16 protein-coding genes and 1 pseudogene are annotated in these 17,966 nt (G+C 74.1%); 15 read left to right on the top strand and 2 right to left on the bottom strand.

The annotated features are described in order from the left end of the window. Nucleotides 1–74 precede the first annotated feature (74 nt). The gene (locus tag ACZ6AQ_RS23805; RefSeq protein WP_468762082.1) at nt 75–1,016 is read left to right on the top strand and encodes a cation diffusion facilitator family transporter; all 942 of its coding nucleotides are present in this window, start codon (nt 75–77) and stop codon (nt 1,014–1,016) included. Nucleotides 1,017–1,265: 249 nt separating this feature from the next. On the opposite strand, the gene ACZ6AQ_RS23810 is transcribed toward ACZ6AQ_RS23805, so the two are convergent. After that, the gene (locus ACZ6AQ_RS23810; RefSeq protein ID WP_468762084.1) at nt 1,266–2,222 is read right to left on the bottom strand and encodes a LysR substrate-binding domain-containing protein; all 957 of its coding nucleotides are present in this window, start codon (nt 2,220–2,222) and stop codon (nt 1,266–1,268) included. 197 nt (nt 2,223–2,419) lie between these two features. On the opposite strand from ACZ6AQ_RS23810, the gene ACZ6AQ_RS23815 reads away from it, so the two are divergent. The 13 genes and pseudogenes from ACZ6AQ_RS23815 to idi all read left to right on the top strand — a co-directional run bounded on the left by ACZ6AQ_RS23815 (nt 2,420) and on the right by idi (nt 16,341). After that, on the top strand, nt 2,420–3,838 hold the full coding sequence (locus tag ACZ6AQ_RS23815; protein WP_468762085.1) for a 2-hydroxymuconic semialdehyde dehydrogenase: 1,419 nt from the start codon (nt 2,420–2,422) through the stop codon (nt 3,836–3,838). Between the two features lie 65 nt (nt 3,839–3,903). Further along, nucleotides 3,904–4,698, top strand: a complete 795-nt coding sequence (locus tag ACZ6AQ_RS23820) for a 2-keto-4-pentenoate hydratase (RefSeq protein WP_468762322.1) — start codon at nt 3,904–3,906, stop codon at nt 4,696–4,698. Next, the gene (locus ACZ6AQ_RS23825) at nt 4,695–5,465 is read left to right on the top strand and encodes a 2-keto-4-pentenoate hydratase (protein WP_468762087.1); all 771 of its coding nucleotides are present in this window, start codon (nt 4,695–4,697) and stop codon (nt 5,463–5,465) included. The genes ACZ6AQ_RS23820 and ACZ6AQ_RS23825 overlap by 4 nt, the downstream gene beginning before the upstream one ends. Continuing rightward, the gene (locus tag ACZ6AQ_RS23830; RefSeq protein WP_388697147.1) at nt 5,462–5,881 is read left to right on the top strand and encodes a RidA family protein; all 420 of its coding nucleotides are present in this window, start codon (nt 5,462–5,464) and stop codon (nt 5,879–5,881) included. Before ACZ6AQ_RS23825 ends, ACZ6AQ_RS23830 begins: the two co-directional genes overlap by 4 nt. Further along, nucleotides 5,878–6,450, top strand: coding sequence for a 3-hydroxyanthranilate 3,4-dioxygenase (locus ACZ6AQ_RS23835; protein WP_468762089.1), 573 nt, complete (start codon nt 5,878–5,880; stop codon nt 6,448–6,450). The genes ACZ6AQ_RS23830 and ACZ6AQ_RS23835 overlap by 4 nt, the downstream gene beginning before the upstream one ends. Next, nucleotides 6,447–7,469, top strand: coding sequence for an amidohydrolase family protein (locus ACZ6AQ_RS23840; RefSeq protein ID WP_388697141.1), 1,023 nt, complete (start codon nt 6,447–6,449; stop codon nt 7,467–7,469). The genes ACZ6AQ_RS23835 and ACZ6AQ_RS23840 overlap by 4 nt, the downstream gene beginning before the upstream one ends. Beyond that, the gene (locus tag ACZ6AQ_RS23845; RefSeq protein ID WP_468762091.1) at nt 7,466–8,380 is read left to right on the top strand and encodes an acetaldehyde dehydrogenase (acetylating); all 915 of its coding nucleotides are present in this window, start codon (nt 7,466–7,468) and stop codon (nt 8,378–8,380) included. The genes ACZ6AQ_RS23840 and ACZ6AQ_RS23845 overlap by 4 nt, the downstream gene beginning before the upstream one ends. Further along, nucleotides 8,377–9,429, top strand: coding sequence for a 4-hydroxy-2-oxovalerate aldolase (gene dmpG / locus ACZ6AQ_RS23850; protein ID WP_468762092.1), 1,053 nt, complete (start codon nt 8,377–8,379; stop codon nt 9,427–9,429). The genes ACZ6AQ_RS23845 and dmpG overlap by 4 nt, the downstream gene beginning before the upstream one ends. Beyond that, the gene (gene kynU / locus ACZ6AQ_RS23855; protein WP_468762094.1) at nt 9,423–10,703 is read left to right on the top strand and encodes a kynureninase; all 1,281 of its coding nucleotides are present in this window, start codon (nt 9,423–9,425) and stop codon (nt 10,701–10,703) included. Before dmpG ends, kynU begins: the two co-directional genes overlap by 7 nt. A 51-nt stretch (nt 10,704–10,754) precedes the next feature. After that, entirely contained in the window at nt 10,755–12,521 is a 1,767-nt protein-coding gene (locus ACZ6AQ_RS23860; protein WP_468762096.1) for an LVIVD repeat-containing protein, read from the top strand. A 44-nt stretch (nt 12,522–12,565) separates the two neighbouring features. Beyond that, nucleotides 12,566–14,023: an amino acid permease gene (locus ACZ6AQ_RS23865; RefSeq protein WP_468762098.1), complete on the top strand. Its 1,458-nt coding sequence runs from the start codon at nt 12,566–12,568 to the stop codon at nt 14,021–14,023. Nucleotides 14,024–14,555: 532 nt separating this feature from the next. Beyond that, nucleotides 14,556–15,338: pseudogene (locus ACZ6AQ_RS23870) on the top strand (class I SAM-dependent methyltransferase); the annotation flags it as partial. Between the two features lie 382 nt (nt 15,339–15,720). Then, nucleotides 15,721–16,341, top strand: coding sequence for an isopentenyl-diphosphate Delta-isomerase (gene idi, locus ACZ6AQ_RS23875; protein ID WP_468762100.1), 621 nt, complete (start codon nt 15,721–15,723; stop codon nt 16,339–16,341). Here idi and ACZ6AQ_RS23880 read toward each other — a convergent pair. Further along, the gene (locus ACZ6AQ_RS23880; protein WP_468762102.1) at nt 16,307–16,864 is read right to left on the bottom strand and encodes an ATP-binding protein; all 558 of its coding nucleotides are present in this window, start codon (nt 16,862–16,864) and stop codon (nt 16,307–16,309) included. The two genes, idi and ACZ6AQ_RS23880, sit on opposite strands and share 35 nt — an antisense overlap. 299 nt (nt 16,865–17,163) lie before the next feature. Between ACZ6AQ_RS23880 and ACZ6AQ_RS23885 the strand changes: the two genes are divergently transcribed. After that, entirely contained in the window at nt 17,164–17,907 is a 744-nt protein-coding gene (locus ACZ6AQ_RS23885; RefSeq protein WP_468762104.1) for an enoyl-CoA hydratase/isomerase family protein, read from the top strand. Nucleotides 17,908–17,966: the final 59 nt, after the last annotated feature.

Raw genomic sequence — 17,966 nt, forward strand, 5'->3', positions numbered from 1 at the left:
TGTTGCGCATACCCCCCACCCGTAGTTGACTTGCGCCTCGGGGCATACGGACGACACGACCGGGAGGCCACGTCATGGGGGCTGGACACGACCACGGGCACAGCCACGGGGGCCCGCCGCCGACGGGCACCGCGGGGGCCGCCCACCGGGGCCGGCTGCGGATCGCACTCGGCATCACGCTCTCCGTGACGGTGATCGAGATCATCGGCGGTGTGGTCGCGGACTCGCTCGCGCTGGTCGCGGACGCGGCCCACATGGCGACCGACGCGGTCGGTCTCGCGATGGCGCTCCTCGCGATCCACTTCGCCAACCGGCCGCCCTCGGGGAACCGCACCTTCGGCTACGCGCGGGCCGAGATCCTGGCGGCGCTCGCGAACTGCCTGCTGCTGCTCGGCGTGGGCGGCTACGTGCTCTTCGAGGCGATCCACCGGTTCGTCGAGCCGGCCGGGACCAGGGGCGGGCTCGCCCTCGCGTTCGCCGCGGTCGGCCTGGTGGCGAACCTGGTCTCCCTGTCGCTGCTCATGCGCGGCCGGAAGGAGAGCCTGAACGTGCGGGGCGCCTATCTGGAGGTGCTGGCGGACGCCCTGGGGTCGGTCACCGTGATCGTCGCGGCCGGGGTCGTCCTGCTCACGGGCTGGCAGTACGCCGACCCGATCGCCTCGCTCGTGATCGGCCTGATGATCGTCCCCCGCACGGTCGGGCTGCTGCGCGAGACCCTGGACGTGCTCCTGGAGGCGGCCCCCAAGGGGGTGGACATGGCGGAGGTGCGGGCGCACATACTGGCCCTGCCGGGGGTCGAGGACGTGCACGACCTGCACGCCTGGACGATCACCTCGGGAATGCCGGTCCTCTCCGCGCACGTGGTCGTCGACCAGGGGGCCCTCGACTCGGTGGGGCACGAGAAGATGCTCCACTCCCTCCAGGGGTGCCTGGGCTCCCACTTCGACGTGGAGCACTGCACCTTCCAGCTGGAGCCGGCCGGCCACGCCGAGCACGAGGCGAAGCTGTGTCTCTAGGAAGCCCCCGGACGGTGTCTTCACATGATCCCGGCCGGTGGTCCATGGTGTGGTGAGGCGTCGCCACGAACGGTCCGACGTCAAACGTGAGGTCGTTCGGCCGTTGCTGCCGGGGGCGTCGCGGGGGCGGAAGCGGCTCACCGGCGACCCGGGCCCGCCTTCGGCACCCTGCCGCCGCCGGCGGCGGACCTCACGGGGCCGCCGGCCCGGCTCCTGGTCCGATCCCGCCGCCCCGGGCCCGGCGGTCCGTCACCCCTGTGCGCCGGTGCCGAGGCTCGCGCGGAGCAGCGCCGCCTCCTCGTCGAGGTGGCGCAGGAGGGCTTCGAGGGCGGGGGTGCGGGTGCGGTGGGCGGCCTCGGTGACGCCCACCGTGCGGCCCACCGAGGGGAGCTCGACCGGCAGCGCGGCGAGGTGCTCGTCGTCGCGCAGGACCAGTTCGGGCAGGAGCGCCACCATGTCGGTCTGGAGGAGCAGGGCCCGCATGGTGAGGATGGAGGTGCACTCCACCCGGTCGGCGGGGAGCGGCAGCCCCCGGTCGACGAAGAGGGCGCCCAGTTCCTGGCGCAGGGCGGTCTGTTCGACCGGCAGGATCCACGGGTGGGCGAGCGCGTCGGTGAGCGCGACGGCGCCCCCGGCCGGTCCTTCCGCCAGGAGCGGGTGCCCGGCGCGGACCGCGAGCCGGATGGGCTCGCGGTAGAGCATCCGCTGCCGCAGCGCGTCGCCGTCGCCGGGCGCGGGTCCCACCCGGCCGACGATGAGGTCCAGTTCGCCGCCGAGCAGGGCCGGGTGGAGGACGTCGGGGGTGCCCTCGCGGACCACGACGGTGAGCCGGGGGCGCTCCTTCTTGAGGCGGGCCACGGCCCGGGGCAGCAGGACGTTGGCGCCGGCGAGCAGGGTGCCCACGGTGACCGTGCCGTCCTGGCCCTGGCGCAGTCCGGTGAGGTGCTCCTTGGCCCGCCGGACCTCGGCGACCACCGCGCGGGCGTGGCCGACGAGCGCCTCGCCGTAGACGGTGGGCCGCATGCCGCGCGGGACGCGGACGAAGAGCGGGAGTTCGGCGATGGCCTCCAGTTCGCGCAGGGTGCGGGTGGCGGCGGGCTGGGTGAGATGGAGGCTTTCCGCCGCCCGTATGACGCTTCCGTGGTCGTACACCGCGATGAGCAGGGTCAGGTGCCGGAACTTCAGCCGGCCGTCCAGGAGGTCCATCGCCGGGGCTCCTTCCGGGGAAGCGGTGGCGCGCCCGGGGCGGGGCCGTACCGCGACATACCAGGATCGCTATCTCTCCCTTACCGATCGGCATTGGATCGGCATAGCTGGGTGGGCGCACTATACCGGCACGCCCCGGGGGTGAGTTTCGGACAGTCCCCGGCTCAGCAACGGAGGTCTGCAAGGTGAGTTCACCCGTGCGGCATTACGTAGGAGGCGGGTTCGACGCGTCCGGCGTGCCGTTCCCGCTCGTCGACCCGGTCACCGGGCGCACCGCCGGCGCGGTGCCGGAGGCGTCGCGGGAGCTGGTCGACCGGGCGGTGGGGGCGGCCCGCGAGGCGCTGCGCGGGCCGTGGGCCGCGTGGAGCCCGGCGGAGCGCTCGCGGCTGTTGCACCGGATCGCCGACGGGATCGAGGCGCGCTTCGAGGAGTTCACCGCCGCCGAGTGCGCCGACACGGGCAAGCCCCGGGAGCTGGCCTCGACGGTGGACATCCCGCGCGCGGTGGCCAATTTTCGCTCCTACGCGGATCTGCTGGCCGCGCGGAGCGAGAGGTCCTGGCACACCCCGACGCCCGACGGACGGGGCGCGCTGAACTACACGGTGCACAAGCCGCTCGGCGTCGTGGCGGTGATCTCGCCGTGGAACCTGCCGCTGCTGCTGCTCACCTGGAAGGTCGCCCCGGCCCTCGCCACCGGCAACACGGTCGTCGCCAAGCCGTCCGAACTCACTCCCGGCACGGCCTGCCTGCTGGCCGAGGTGATGGCCGAGGCGGGCGTCCCGGCGGGCGTGTTCAACCTGGTGCACGGGCGGGGCGCGGACGCGGCCGGCCAGTGGCTGACCGAGCACCCCGGGGTGGACGCCATCGCCTTCACCGGCGAGTCCCGCACCGGCTCCACGATCATGCGGGCGGCGGCGGCCCGGCTCGCGCCGGTCTCCTTCGAGCTCGGAGGCAAGAACGCCGGCCTCGTCTTCGCCGACGCGGACCTGGAGGAGGCGGTGGCGGGCACGCTGCGGTCGTCCTTCACCCACAGCGGTCAGGTCTGCCTGTGCACCGAGCGGGTGTACGTGGAGCGGCCGGTGTTCGACGCGTTCGCGGCGGCGCTGGCCGCCGGGGCGAAGGAGCTGTCCGGCTACGGCCCGATGGTGTCGGCCGCCCACCGCGACAAGGTCCTGGGCCACCTGGAACGGGCCGCCGCCGACGGCGGCGAGGTGCTGGCGGGCGGCGGGGTGCCGCGCTTCGGCGACGAGCGGGACGGCGGCTTCTGGGTGGAGCCGACCGTGCTGACCGGCCTGCCCGAGGACCATCCGGCGGTACGGGACGAGATCTTCGGCCCGGTCGTGCACCTGGCGCCGTTCGACACCGAGGAGGAGGCGCTCGCCCTCGCCAACGCCGGTCCGTACGGCCTGGCCGGCACGGTGTGGACCGGCGACGTGCGCCGCGCCCACCGGGTCGCCCCGGCGCTCGACGTCGGCATCGCCTGGGTCAACACCTGGAACCTGCGCGACCTGCGCACCCCGTTCGGCGGGGTGAAGGCGTCCGGCATCGGGCGCGAGGGCGGCGACCACTCCCTGGGCTTCTTCTCCGAGCCGATGAATGTGTGCGTGAAGCTGTGACAAGCCCCGAGAACCGCAAGAACACCGAGAACCCCGAGAACCCCGAGAACCCCGAGAACACGGTGGTGGAGGCCGCCGCCGAGCGCCTGGACCGGGCCCGGCGCACCGGCGTGCCGTGCGCCCCGGTGCGGGACCTGCTGCCGGCAGGCGACCTGGACGCGGCCTACGCCGTGCAGTCCCTGCTGACCGGGCGCCGACTGACCGGGGGCCGCCGGATCACCGGCTGGAAGGTCGGTCTGACCTCGCCCGCCGTGCAGCGGCAGCTCGGCGTCGACACCCCGGACTTCGGGGCCCTGTTCGACGACACCGCCGTGCCGGACGGCGCGGAGCTGCCCTGGGGGGCGGTGCTCCAGCCGAAGGCCGAGGCCGAGGTGGCGCTCGTCCTGGAGCGGGACCTCGGGCACGAGCGGCACACGGTGGCCGACGTGATCCGGGCGACCGCCTTCGCGCTGCCCGCCGTCGAGGTGGTCGGCAGCCGGATCCGCGACTGGGACATCACCGCCGTGGACACGATCGCCGACAACGCCTCCAGCGGGGCGTACGTCCTCGGCACCCGTCCGGTGCTCCTGCGAGACGTGGACCTGCGGACTGCGGGGATGGTCCTGGAACGGCGGGGCGAGCCCGTCTCCACCGGCGCGGGCGTCGCCTGCCTCGGTCACCCCCTGCACGCCGCCGTCTGGCTGGCCGACACCCTCGTCCGGCTGGGCCGGCCGCTGCGGGCCGGGGACACCGTGCTCACGGGGGCGCTCGGGCCGATGACGGCCGTGGCGCCGGGCGACGTGCTGGAGGCCCGTATCGACGGGCTCGGTTCGGTGCGCGCGGCCTTCGGGCGCGCCACCGAGGAAGGAGACCCCCGATGAACCCGACGGACGCGGCGGCGCTGGCGGAGGCGCTGGACACGGCCGCCCGGGAGGCGCGCCCGCTGCCCGGCGGCGGCAGCGGCCTGACCGACCCGGCGGAGGCGTACGCCGTGCAGGAGGCGCTGCTGGCGCGGCGGTACGCCCGGGGCGAGCGGCCCACCGGTGTGAAGCTGGGCTTCACCAGCGCCGCGAAGATGCGGCAGATGGGCGTCTCCGACCTGATCCACGGGCGGCTGACGGACCGGATGGAGATCCCGGACGGGGGGCGGTACGACGTCTCCGGTCTGATCCACCCCCGGGTGGAGCCCGAGATCGCCTTCCTGCTCGGCTCGGTCCTCGCCCCCGGCGGCGACCCGGCGGCGGCGGTCGCGGCCGTCGCCCCCGCACTGGAGGTCATCGACTCCCGCTACGACGGCTTCCGCTTCTCCCTGCCGGAGGTGATCGCGGACAACACCTCCGCCGCCGGGTACGCGCTCGGCCCCTGGACCCCGGCGGCCGGGCCGGGCGGCCTGCGGTCCCTGGCCAACCTGGGCGTGGTGCTGGAGGTGGACGGCCGCCCGGCCGAGACCGGTTCGACGGCCGCGATCCTCGGCGACCCGCTGCGCGCGCTGGCCGCCGCCGCCCGGCTGGCCGGCCCGCTCGCCCCGGGGACGGTCGTCCTCGCCGGGGCGGCGACCGCCGCCGTACCGCTGCCGCCGGGGACGCACGTGCGGGCCGCAGTGGCCCGGCTCGGCTCCGTCGGCCTCACCACCGGGGAGGCGGCGTGATCGTCCCCGGCGCGGCCCCGCCGCGCGGCCGGTTCCCGCACCTGCGGCGCGCGGGCGACCTGGTCTTCGTCTCCGGTACGAGCTCCCGCCGCCCGGACGGCGGCTTCACCGGGGCGAGCGCCGACCCGATGGGCGTCACCGACCTCGACATCCGGGCCCAGACCCGGGCGGTCCTCGACAACATCGCGGCCATCCTGGCCGCCGCCGGCGGCGGTCTGGACGACCTGGTGTCGGTGACCGCCTACCTGGTCAGCATGAACGACTTCGGCGGCTACAACGAGGTCTACGCCGAGTACTTCGACGAGACCGGGCCGACCCGGACCACCGTCGCCGTCCACCAGCTCCCCCACCCCCACCTGCTGATCGAGATCAGCGCGGTGGCCCATCTCCCGCAGGACAAGGAACAGCAGCGATGACGATGAGACCGTTCAACCTCCAGGCGTGGATCGAGGACCACCGCCACCTGCTGAAACCGCCCGTCGGCAACGTGCAGATCTGGCAGGACGCCGACCTGATGGTGACGGTCGTCGGCGGCCCCAACCGCCGCACCGACTTCCACGACGACCCCATCGAGGAGTTCTTCTACCAGCTCAAGGGCGACATGGTGCTCCGCGTCATGGAGGAGGAGGGCCGGCCGCCGCGCGACATCCACATCCGCGAGGGCGACGTCTTCCTCGCCCCGGCGCACCTGCGGCACTCCCCGCAGCGGCCGGAGGAGGACAGCGTCGGCCTGGTCGTCGAGTTCGCGCGGCCGCAGGGCCACCGCGACGCCTTCGAGTGGTACTGCGTCGAGTGCCACCACCTGGTGCACCGCAGCGAGGTGCAGCTCACCTCGATCGTGGACGACCTGCCGCCGGTCTTCTCCGCCTTCTACGCCGACGAGGCCGCCCGCACCTGCGGGCACTGCGGCGCCCTCCACCCGGGCAAGGACTGGCCCCGGGAGCTGCGGCCCCGCACCCGGCGCGACGAGGCGGGCGGCGCATGACCGTCGTCGACGTCCACGCGCACGTCTTCCCCGAGATCGGCCGCGCCGAGTCGCGCCGGATCACCGGCTCCGAGGACGGCCCGTGGCTGCGCACCACGGACGGCCCTGACGCCGGGATGATGATGGCCGGGGCCGCCGAGTACCGGCCGGTGCGCCGTACCCTGTGGGACCCGGCCGCCCGGGTCGCCGACCTCGACCGGCTCGGGGTGGACGTGCAGGTGCTGTCCAGCACGCCGCTGCTGTTCGGCTACGGCCTGGAGGCGGCGCGGGCCGCCGACTGGTGCCGGAGCGTCAACGGGCACCTGTTGCGGTACGCCGCGCACGCCCCCGGCCGACTGGCCCCGCTGTGCCAGGTGCCGCTCCAGGACACCGAGGCGGCCTGCGCGATGGTCACCGAGGCGATGCGGGAGGGCTTCCACGGCGTCCACATCGGCAACCACCTCGGCGACCGCGACCTCGACGACGGCGCCCTCCTCGAATTCCTCGCGCACTGCGCGCACGAGGACGCGGCCGTCCTGGTCCACCCGTGGGACCTTCCGGCCGGGCCGCGCCACTCCCGCTACATGCTGGCCTGGCTGGCGGGGATGGCGGGCGAGACGCACCTGACGATCCTGTCGCTGATCCTCTCCGGCGCCTTCGAGCGGCTCCCGGCGTCGCTGCGACTGCTGTTCGCGCACGGCGGCGGCAGCTTCCCGTACCTGCTGGGCCGGGCGGAGAACGCCTGGCACCGGCGGGACATCGTGCGCGCCGACAGCCCGCACCCGCCGTCGTACTACACCGAGCGCTTCGCCGTGGACTCGGCCGTCTTCGACCCGGGGGCGCTGCGGCTCCTGGTGGACGTGATGGGTGCGGAGCGGGTGCTGCTCGGCTCCGACCACCCGTTCCCGCTGGGCGAGGAGTCCATCGGCCGCCTGGTGCGGGAGAGCGGCCTGGCCCCCGCCGAGCGGGAGGCCGTCCTCGGCGGCAACGCCGTCCGCTTCTTCGGACTGACCCCCCTGCTGAAGGAGGCCGTGCGGTGAAGGCCGCCGTCATCGGATCGGGCAACATCGGCACCGATCTCCTCATCAAGATGATCCGCGGCTCGGGGCTCGTGACCGCCGCCGCGATGATCGGCATCGACCCGGAATCGGACGGGCTCGCGCGGGCCCGCCGGCTCGGCGTGCCGACCAGCTCCGACGGCGTCGCCGGGCTGATCGCCATGGACGGCTTCGACGGGATCGACGTCGTCTTCGACGCCACCTCGGCCGCCGCCCACCACCGCAACGCCGCCGCGCTCGCCCCGTACGGGAAGACCCTGATCGACCTCACCCCGGCGGCCATCGGCCCGTACGTCGTCCCGCCCGTCAACCTCGACGAGCACCTGGACGCGAAGAACCTCAACATGGTCACCTGCGGCGGGCAGGCCACCGTGCCGGTCGTCGCCGCCGTCGCCGCCGTCACCCCCGTGCACTACGCGGAGATCGTCGCCTCGATCGCCTCCCGGTCCGCCGGGCCGGGTACCCGGGCCAACATCGACGAGTTCACCGAGACGACCTCCCGCGCCCTGGAGCGGGTCGGCGGCGCGGCCCGGGGCAAGGCGATCATCGTCCTCAACCCGGCCGAACCGGCGCTGCTCATGCGGGACACCGTGCACTGCCTCGTCGACGACGCCGACACCGGCCGGATCGCCGCGTCGGTGCGCGCGACGGCCGCCGCCGTCGCCGCGTACGTCCCCGGCTACCGGCTCAAGCAGGAGCCGCAGTTCCGGACGCTCGCCGCCGACGACCCGCTGGTCCGGCTCGGCGGCGGGGCCCGCCTGCTCGTCTCCGTCTACCTGGAGGTCGAGGGCGCCGCCCACTACCTCCCCGCCTACGCCGGGAACCTCGACATCATGACCGCCGCCGCGCTGCGCACCGCCGAGCGCCTGGCCGAACGGAGCACGGGCCGATGACCCGGGTCTACGTCCAGGACGTCACCCTGCGGGACGGCATGCACGCCGTGTCCCACCGCTACACCCTCGACCAGGTGCGGGCGATCGCCGCCGCCCTGGAGGCGGCCGGCGTGGACGCCGTGGAGGTCGCCCACGGCGACGGCCTCTCCGGCTCCTCCGTCACCTACGGCCCCGGCGCCCACACCGACTGGGAGTGGCTGGAGGCGGCGGCCGAGGTCCTCGACCGGGCCCGGCTCACCACTCTGCTGCTGCCCGGCATCGGCACCGCCGCCGACCTGCGCCGCGCCCACGCGCTCGGCGTCACCTCCGTCCGCGTCGCCACCCACTGCACCGAGGCGGACGTCTCCGCCCAGCACATCGCGCTCGCCCGCGAACTGGGCATGGACGTCTCCGGCTTCCTGATGATGTCCCACCTCGCGCCGCCCGCCGAACTGGCCGTGCAGGCACGGCTGATGGAGTCGTACGGCGCGCACTGCGTGTACGTCACGGACTCCGGCGGCCGGCTGACGATGGACGGCGTGCGGGACCGGGTCCGGGCCTACCGCGACGCGCTCGACCCTGCCACCGAGATCGGCATCCACGCCCACCACAACCTCGGCCTCGGCGTCGCCAACAGCATCGTCGCGGTGGAGGCCGGCGCCCACCGCGTCGACGCCTCCCTCGCCGGGCAGGGCGCGGGCGCGGGCAACGCGCCGCTGGAGCCGGTGGTGGCGGTCCTCGACCTGATGGGCCTGGAGCACGGCTGCGCGCTCTTCCCCCTGATGGACGCCGCCGAGGAGCTGGTCCGGCCGACCCAGGACCGGCCCGTGCGGGTCGACCGGGAGACGCTGACGCTCGGCTACGCGGGGGTGTACTCCAGCTTCCTGCGGCACGCGGAGACGACGGCCGCCCGCCACGGCCTGGACACCCGGGACCTCCTCGTCGAGGCGGGGCGGCGGCGGCTGGTCGGCGGGCAGGAGGACCTGCTCACCGACATCGCCCTCGACCTCACCCGGACCGCCGACGACGCCGCCTCCCCCACCCCCGACCACGGAGCCCCCGCATGCTGACCCACCCCACCGACCACACCGACCACACCGACCCCGCCGGCCTCACCACCCGTGCCGCCGCCCTGGACGCCGCCGACCCGCTCGCCGCCGTCCGGGACCGCTTCCTCCTCCCCGACGGGGTCGTCTACCTCGACGGCAACTCCCTCGGCGCCCTGCCCGCCGCCGTCCCCGCGGCCGTCGAGGACGCCGTGCACCGCCAGTGGGGCACCGACCTGATCCGCTCCTGGAACGGCAACGGCTGGTGGGAGGCGCCGGTGCGGACCGGCGACGCGATCGGCCGGCTGGTCGGCGCCGCCCCCGGGCAGGTCGTCGCCGGGGACTCGACCAGCGTCCAGCTCTTCAACACGCTGCTGGCCGCCACCCGGCTGCGCCCCGGCCGCCGGCTGCTGCTGACCGACCCGGACCACTTCCCCACCGACCAGTACATCGCCGACTCGGTGGGCCGGCTCCTCGGCCTCGACGTCCGCCGGGTGCCGGCCCGGGACGCCGCCGCCGTGCTCGCCGCCGAGGCGGGGAACGTCGCCGTCGCCGCGTACGCGCCGGTCGACTACCGCACCGGCGAGCTGTACGACATGGCCGCGCTCACCGCCGCCGCGCACGCCGCCGGGGCCCTGATGCACTGGGACCTGTGCCACGCGGCGGGCGCCCTGCCGGTCGGACTCGACGCGGTGGAGGCCGACTTCGCGGTCGGCTGCGGCTACAAGTACCTGTCGGGCGGGCCGGGCGCCCCGGCGTTCGCGTACGTCGCCCACCGCCACCAGGAGGGCTTCGACCACCCGCTGACCGGCTGGCACGGGCACGCCGAACCGTTCGCGATGGCGGGGACGTACACCCCGGCGGCGGACATCACCCGGGCCCGGATCGGCACGCCCGCGCTGCTCTCCCTGATCGCCCTGGAGGCCGCGCTCACCGCCTTCGACGGGGTGGAGATGGCCGACGTCAGGAAGAAGAACCTGTCCCTGACCGGCTTCTTCCAGGAATGTGCCGACGCCCTCCTGGACGGCCTCGGCTTCACCCCGGCCACGCCGCGCGAGCCGGAGCGCCGGGGGAGCCAGGTCGCGCTGCGCCACCCGGAGGCGTACCCGCTGGTCGCCGCGCTCACCGCGCGGGGCGTGATCGGCGACATGCGGGCCCCCGACCTGCTCCGCTTCGGCTTCAACGCCCTGTACGTGTCGCACGCCGACGTCCTGCGCGCGGTGGTCGAGCTGCGCGACGTCGTCACCTCCGGGGCCCATCTCGCGCCCGTGTTCCAGCAGCGTCCCACCGTCACCTGAGCCCTCGCCGCCCGCTCCGCCCTCCCTTCCCGCCCCCGAAAGGACCGTTCGATGCGCTTCACCCGCAGGAACACGGCTCTCGCCATCGTCGCCGCGGCCGCCGTCACCGCCGGCCTGCTCGTCCCCGGCGCGTCCGGCGCGGACACCGCGACCGCCGCCGCCACCGACCCGAACGTCCGCGCGGTGTGCGCCGACCGCCGACCCGAGCAGGCCGACCCGGGCGCGTACGGGATGCAGCTCGACGGCACGTTCCGCCACCCCGCCCTCACACCGGTCGACGAGGAGTCCGAGCACCCCTTCCCTGGGCGCAGGGCGGAGTACGACACCCGCTCGTACATCAAGAACATGAAGGTCGAAGCGGCCTACGAGGGCGCCGGCTTCACCCCCGACTACTTCCACACCTGGCAGAACGTCGTCGACTTCGACGGGCGCCGCTACCTCTTCCAGTACGACCGCTCCGAGGGCCGCGTCTACGACATCACCGACGTGCGGAAGGTGAGGGTCGTCGAGAAGCTGAGCCGCGAGGACGTCGGCGGCGACGAGAGCCGGGCCAACGGCGACTGGGCGGCGCACGACTACTGGGGCGCCTCCACCATCCAGTGGAACAAGAAGCTGAACGCGTACGTCATGGTGCAGAGCTTCGAGAGCAAGCGGCAGATCTCCGAACTCTCCGACCACCCGCCGCTCGACAAGTACACCAACCCCGAGGGCGTGCGGAAGCTGCGGGAGAAGCCGGGGCTGAAGGGCTTCAAGGTGTACCGCCTGGACGGCCCGCGCAAGAAGGACTGGAAGCTCCTGGCGACCGTCTCCACCGACTCCACCCAGGCCGACCCGCTGCGCAGCGACCCGGCCTCGGCGCAGCAGGGCTCCGGGTCGATCGACGTGCCGTACTGGACGGGCGAGAAGTACATGTTCATCGCCACGGCGCCGGACGACACGTACTCCGGCACCGAGTACCCCACCAACCTGCACTCGGCCGGCTACCAGTCCTGGGACATGACCGACCCGGCGCACCCGAAGCTCCTCGACACCTGGCACCTGCCGGGGCAGCGCACCGGGGAGGACGCGGCGTACCGGAAGAACCCGCGCTGCGGCAACCGCACCAGCTGGATGGGGGCCCGGATGCCGCTCTTCCTCCCCAAGCCCGTGGAGAAGGGCGGGCGGTACGCCTTCGCCGCGATGGGCGGCTACGGCCTGACCGTCCTCGACGTCTCCGACCCGTCGAACCTGCGGACCGTGAGCCACCTCGACCTCCCGGCGTCGGTCTCGGGCACCGAGGGCGACAACATCGACGTCTCCCAGTACGAGAAGACCGGAATGATCTACTACTCCGGCTACCCGCTCACCGAGGACTGTTACGAGCCCTACAAGGACGTCTACCAGATCGACGCCAAGGACCCGAAGAACCCCCGCGTCGTCGGTGTCCTCCCCCGCCCGGTGCCGCCCAAGTCGGCCGGTTTCACGGATTACTGCCAGCGGCGCGGCAGCTTCGGCCCCAAGCGGACCGGCTACTACACCAACCCGGGCAAGCACGACGCCGGCGTCCTCGGCTACGGCTTCTACAACGCGGGCGTGCAGTTCTTCGACGTGTCGGACCCGGCCGCCCCGGAGATCTCCGCGTACTTCGTGCCGAAGGCGTACGGCCGCGACACGGCGGACTACGCGTACGGCAACCAGACCCACGGGGTCTACGTGGAGTGGGACCGGAACATCGCCTGGGTCCTGACCAACCACGGCATCTACGCCCTGTCCTCGAAGGTCCTGGGCAAGCCCGACCTCGACGCCCCCGCCAAGCCGTTCCGCACCAGCGAGTTCTGACCCGCCCCCCGTTGCCCACCCCCGTGCAGAAGGGCCCCACCGCCATGGCCTCACCCAGCGATTCCGCACCCCCCGCCCCGGCGTCCGCCGACGGAGCCAGACCCACTCCCGACTCCGGCTCCGGCTCCGGCTCCGGCTCCGGCAAGGGGCTGGTCCGCTCGCTCACCCACCGGCAGACCACCATGATCGGGCTGGGCTCCGCGCTCGGCACCGGCCTCTTCCTGGGCTCCGGCTCGGCGATGTCCGTCGCCGGGCCCGCCGTGATCGTCTCGTACGTGATCGGGGCGGTCCTCGTCGCGATCATCGCCGTGCTGCTCGGCGAGATGTCCGCCGCCCACCCCGTCCAGGGCTCGTTCGGCACCATCGCCCGCCGCTACCTGGGCCCCTGGGCCGGCTTCCTCAGCAGCTGGCTGTACTGGTTCAGCGCCGTCGTCGTCATCGGCACCGAGGTCGTCGCCTCCGCGCTCTACATCCGCTGGTGGTGGCCGGCGGTGCCGATGTCGGTGGCGATCCTCGCCGTCGCGGCGATCGTCCTCGCGGTCAACGTGATCAGCGTGAAGTCCTTCGGCGCCACCGAGTTCTGGCTCTCCAGCATCAAGGTGACGGCCCTGTGCGCCTTCATCCTCTGCGCGGCCCTGCTGGTCCTCTTCGGGCTGCCGGACACCGAGGCCACCGGCTTCGCGCACCTCACCGACGACGGCGGCTTCCTTCCCCACGGCCCGAGCTCGATCTGGCTGGCCATGTCCGTGGTGATGTTCGCGTACGCCGGCTTCGAGGTCGTCGCCATCGCCTCCGCCGAGGCCGCCGACCCGCAGCGCACCATACGCACCGCGATGCGCCAACTGGCCTGGCGACTCAGCTTCTTCTACCTGCTCTCCATCACCCTGGTGCTGGCCCTGATCCCCTGGCGCCGGATGGCGGACGGCGACGGCAGCGTCGAGGCGAGCCCCTTCGTCCGGGTCTTCTCCGAGATCGGCGTGCCCGCCGCCGCGACCGTCACCAACGCGGTCGTGCTCATCGCCGCCATGTCCGCCGCCAACGCCCACCTGTACGGCGCGTCCCGGCTGCTCCACTCGCTCGGCGACGACGGCCTCGCGCCGAAGCCGCTGGCCCGGCTCAACCGCCGGGGCGTCCCGGCGGTCGCCATCGCCGCGTCCACCCTGGGCATCGCGGCCGCGGCCCTGCTCGCCTTCTACGACGTCAGCGGCCTCTTCGGCATCATGATGTCGATCGCGATCTTCGCAGTGATGCTGGTATGGCTGCTGATCCTGGCCTCGTACGTCGCCTTCCGGCGCCACCGCGCCGCGCACCCCGGGGAGTTCACCGGCTTCTCCGTCCGGGGCGGCGACAAGCTCGCGGTCGTCGCGGGGCTCGGCGTCCTCGCGGTCGCGGCGACGGCGGTGAAGGTACCCGACATGCGGCAGGCGGCCGTCATCGGCCTCGCCTTCACCCTCGCCCTCCTCGCCTGCTACGCCCTGACGGCACGACGGCGGCGCTCCTAGGGCATGTGTCGAAAGTGGCGTCGTCCGCCCGGAGGGCGGGCCCGGCGGTGTCCGGTGCGTGCGATCGCAAGGCGGAGGGCCGCCCCGATACTGGATGTATCGGGGTGATCCCGACAACGCCGCGAGCGTGCGTGCCGGGCGCCGCCGGGCAGACGGGACTTTCGACACACGCCCTGGGGCGTGTGTCTTCAAGTGATCGCGGCCGGTGGATCACGGCGGCCTGCCACCCGACCGTGACCCGCGACCGAAGACCACTCGACGACAGACCCCAGGAACCGCGGGAACCGTCCGGACGGTGCGCCCGGGGCCGCCCGGCCGCGATCCGCCGGGCGGCCCCCGGCCCCTGTTAGTCTTCTCGCCCGAACGCGCGTCGAGAGGAGCTGAGGCGGATGACCGTCGCGATGGAGGCCGCCGCCGTGCGGCCGCACCCGGTCGTCCCTCAGCCTCCGGGTCTCCGGTCGGCCTGATCCCGGTCCCCGCACCGGTAGGTCACGTCGTCGGCCGGGACCCCTCCTCCAAAGGGTTTCCCACGTTGTCCGACAACGCTTCGCACGACGCCTTCTTCGCCCTGCACCACGGCCTGCCGCGCCAGGGCCCCGGCTCCGACACCACCACCCGCCGGCTCCTCGCGCTCGCGGGGCCGCTCCCGGCCCGTCCGCGCGTGCTCGACCTGGGCTGCGGCCCGGGCCGTTCCGCGCTGCTCCTCGCCGCCGAGGCGGGCGCCGAGGTGACCGCCGTCGACACCCACGAACCGTTCCTGGCCGAACTGCGGGACGCCGCCGCCGCACGCGGTCTCGACGGCCCCGCCCACGGGGGCGGCGGTTCGGTCCGCGCGGTCCGCGCCGACATGGGCGCCCCGCCGTTCGCCGACCGCGCCTTCGACCTCGTCTGGGCCGAGAGCTCGGTCTTCGTGCTCGGCTTCGACCGGGCGCTGGCCGCGTGGCGCCGCCTCCTCGCGCCCGGCGGCACCCTCCTCCTCACCGAGTGCGTGTGGACCACCGGAGAGCCGGGCCCGGAGGCCCGCGCCTTCTGGGACGAGCACTACCCGCTGCGCACCGTCGCCGGGAACACGGCGGCGGCGGTCGCGGCCGGCTACCGCGTCCTGGGCACCTTCACCCAGCCGGAGAGCGACTGGGACGAGTACTACGGCCCGCTGGCCGCGCGCGCCGAGGCGGCGGACACCGCCGTCCCCGGCATGGCCGGGGCGGTCGCCGCCGCCCGCGCCGAGATCGCGCTGCGGCGCGAGCACGGTTCCGACTACGGGTACGCCGGTTTCGCGCTCCGGCCCGTCGCGCCGCACGGGCGCGCCCGTCCCGTCCCCGGGCCCGGTCCGGCCGCGGACTGAGACGGGGCACCTGTGCGGACCCGTCCGGGGAGGGCGGTCCCCGGACGGGTCCGCACAGGTGTCCGCGTACGGGATCAGGCCATGTTCCTAGGACCGGAGGGGCCTCCCCTCCGGGAGGAACCGGGTTCCTCGTCCGCCGCTCACGGCCCGCCCGCACCCTCGTCCCCACCGGCCCGCCCCGCCTCTTCCGGGGTCCCGCGTCCCGGCCGGTCCCTTCCGTGCCCGCCGTGCCGGACCGGTACTCCGGTGCGGTGGGCACGGCCCCGTCCGGCCGCCGAAGTACGGACAAGCCGCTTTTGTGCGGCAGACTGAGGGGGCCCCACCGGGCCGAGGACCGAAGCGAAGGATGGGTATGCCGACCACACCAGCCCCCGCGGCTCAGATCTCGCAGGAGATCGCGCCGAACGGCGTCCAGCCGTCCGGAGACCAGGCCCCGATCATGCTCGAACTGGTCGACGAGGACGGGACGACCATCGGCACGGCGGAGAAGCTGGCCGCCCACCGGGCCCCGGGGCTGCTCCACCGCGCCTTCTCCGTCTTCCTCTTCGACGGGTCGGGCCGGCTGCTCCTCCAGCGGCGGGCGCTCGGCAAGTACCACTCCCCCGGCGTGTGGTCGAACACCTGCTGCGGCCACCCCTACCCGGGCGAGGCGCCGTTCGCGGCGGCGGCCCGGCGCACCTTCGAGGAGCTGGGCGTCTCGCCGGCGCTCCTCGCGGAGGCCGGCACGGTCCGCTACAACCATCCGGACCCGGCCTCGGGCCTGGTGGAGCAGGAGTTCAACCACCTCTTCGTCGGCCTGGTGCGGACCGAGCCGCGCCCGGACCCGGAGGAGGTCGGGGACACCGCCTTCGTGACCGCCGCCGAGCTGGACGAGCGCCACGCCGAGGCGCCGTTCTCCGCCTGGTTCATGACGGTCCTCGACGCGGCGCGTCCGGCCATCAGGGAACTGACGGGTCCGTCCGGGGGCTGGTGACCGGGCCCGGCACGCCCCCGGGGGTCCTCGGCGCGGCCCCCGCCCCCTGCCTCGGCACGGCGTCCGGCACCGGCGCCGGGGCCAGGGGCATCGCCGCCCAGATGATCTTGCCGCCGCTCGCGGTGTGCTCGACGTCGCAGGCGCCGCCGGCCTCCTGGGCGATCTCGCGGACCAGGAGCAGGCCCCTGCCGCCGGTCTGCCCCGCGTCCGCCTCCAGGGCCTTGGGACGGTAGGGGTGGTTGTCCTCGACGGACACCCGGATCCACTCGGGGCCGATCGCCACCTCGACCGCTATCTCGGGGGACAGCAGCGCCGCGTGCCGCACGGCGTTGGTGACCAGCTCGGAGACGATCAGCAGCAGACCGTCCATGATCTCGTCGTGGAGGGGGACGCCCTGGCGGACCAGCAGGTCGCGCACGGCGTGCCGGGCCTGCGGGACGGAGACGTCGACCGCGGCAGCGGTGAAGCGCCAGACCCCTTCGTAGGAGGGGTGACGGGCGGGGCCGCCCTCGCGGGTCCCCACGGTCCGATTTCCACCTTCGTGCTCGATTCTCGCCACGGATCGAGTCTTGGCACTGCACGGGGACAGCCCGGCCTACTGACCAGAAGTCAACACTTATCGGTCGCCTTCTGATCGCTTGCGCATGCCAATGTCAGTTGTTCGACTGATCGCGCGCGTTTTCTGGGGATTCTGAAAATGGGCCGGAAACCGACGCGGGCGGGCCCGCCACGGGCGGAACCCATCGGTCCGTACGTCGGCCGCCGTGCCCGGGGCGGCCCTTCCCGGCCGCGTGTTCGGACGGGCCGGATAGCATCCGGCCCATGGAGCCGCAGTTGAGGCACAGCGTCACGGACGGGGTCGCCACCGTCGTCATCTCCCACGCCGCCAAGCGCAACGCGATGACCGCCGGCATGTGGCGCGCGCTGCCGCACGTCCTGGACCGGCTCGCCGCCGACCCGGCGGTCCGGGTCCTGGTCCTGACCGGCGAGGGCGACACCTTCTGCGCCGGGGCGGACATCTCGTCGCTGGGCCGGCCCGGGGACGAGCAGCAGAGCCTCGCGGTACGGGCGGAGGAGGCGCTGGCCGCCTTCCCCAAGCCGACCCTGGCGGCCGTCCGGGGCTTCTGCGTCGGGGGCGGCAGCCAGCTCGCCGCCGCCTGCGACCTGCGGTTCGCCGAGGAGGGCGCGCGCTTCGGGATCACCCCAGCGAAGCTCGGCATCGTCTACCCGTCCTCGTCGACGCGCAGGCTGACCGCCCTCGTGGGCCCCTCGACCGCCAAGTACCTGCTGTTCTCCGGCGAGCTGATCGACGCGGAGCGGGCCCTGCGGACCGGGCTCGTGGACGAACTCCACCCGGCGGACGCGCTGGACGAGCGGGTGGACGCGTTCTGCCGGGTGCTCGCCTCGCGCTCGCTGCTGACCCAGGCGGCCGCCAAGGAGTTCGCCGACGGGCGTCCGGACCGGGACGCCCACTGGGCCGAGCGGGCGCGCGCGAGCGACGACGCGGCGGAGGGGGTCGCCGCCTTCCTGGAGCGGCGCGCGCCCCGCTTCACGTACGGGCTCTGACCCCGGTACGGCCCGTCCGACCGCCCCGCGCCCCTTCGCGCCGGTCCCGGCCGGGGTTT

The sequence above is a fragment of the Streptomyces sp. NPDC041191 genome (genome assembly GCF_055591945.1).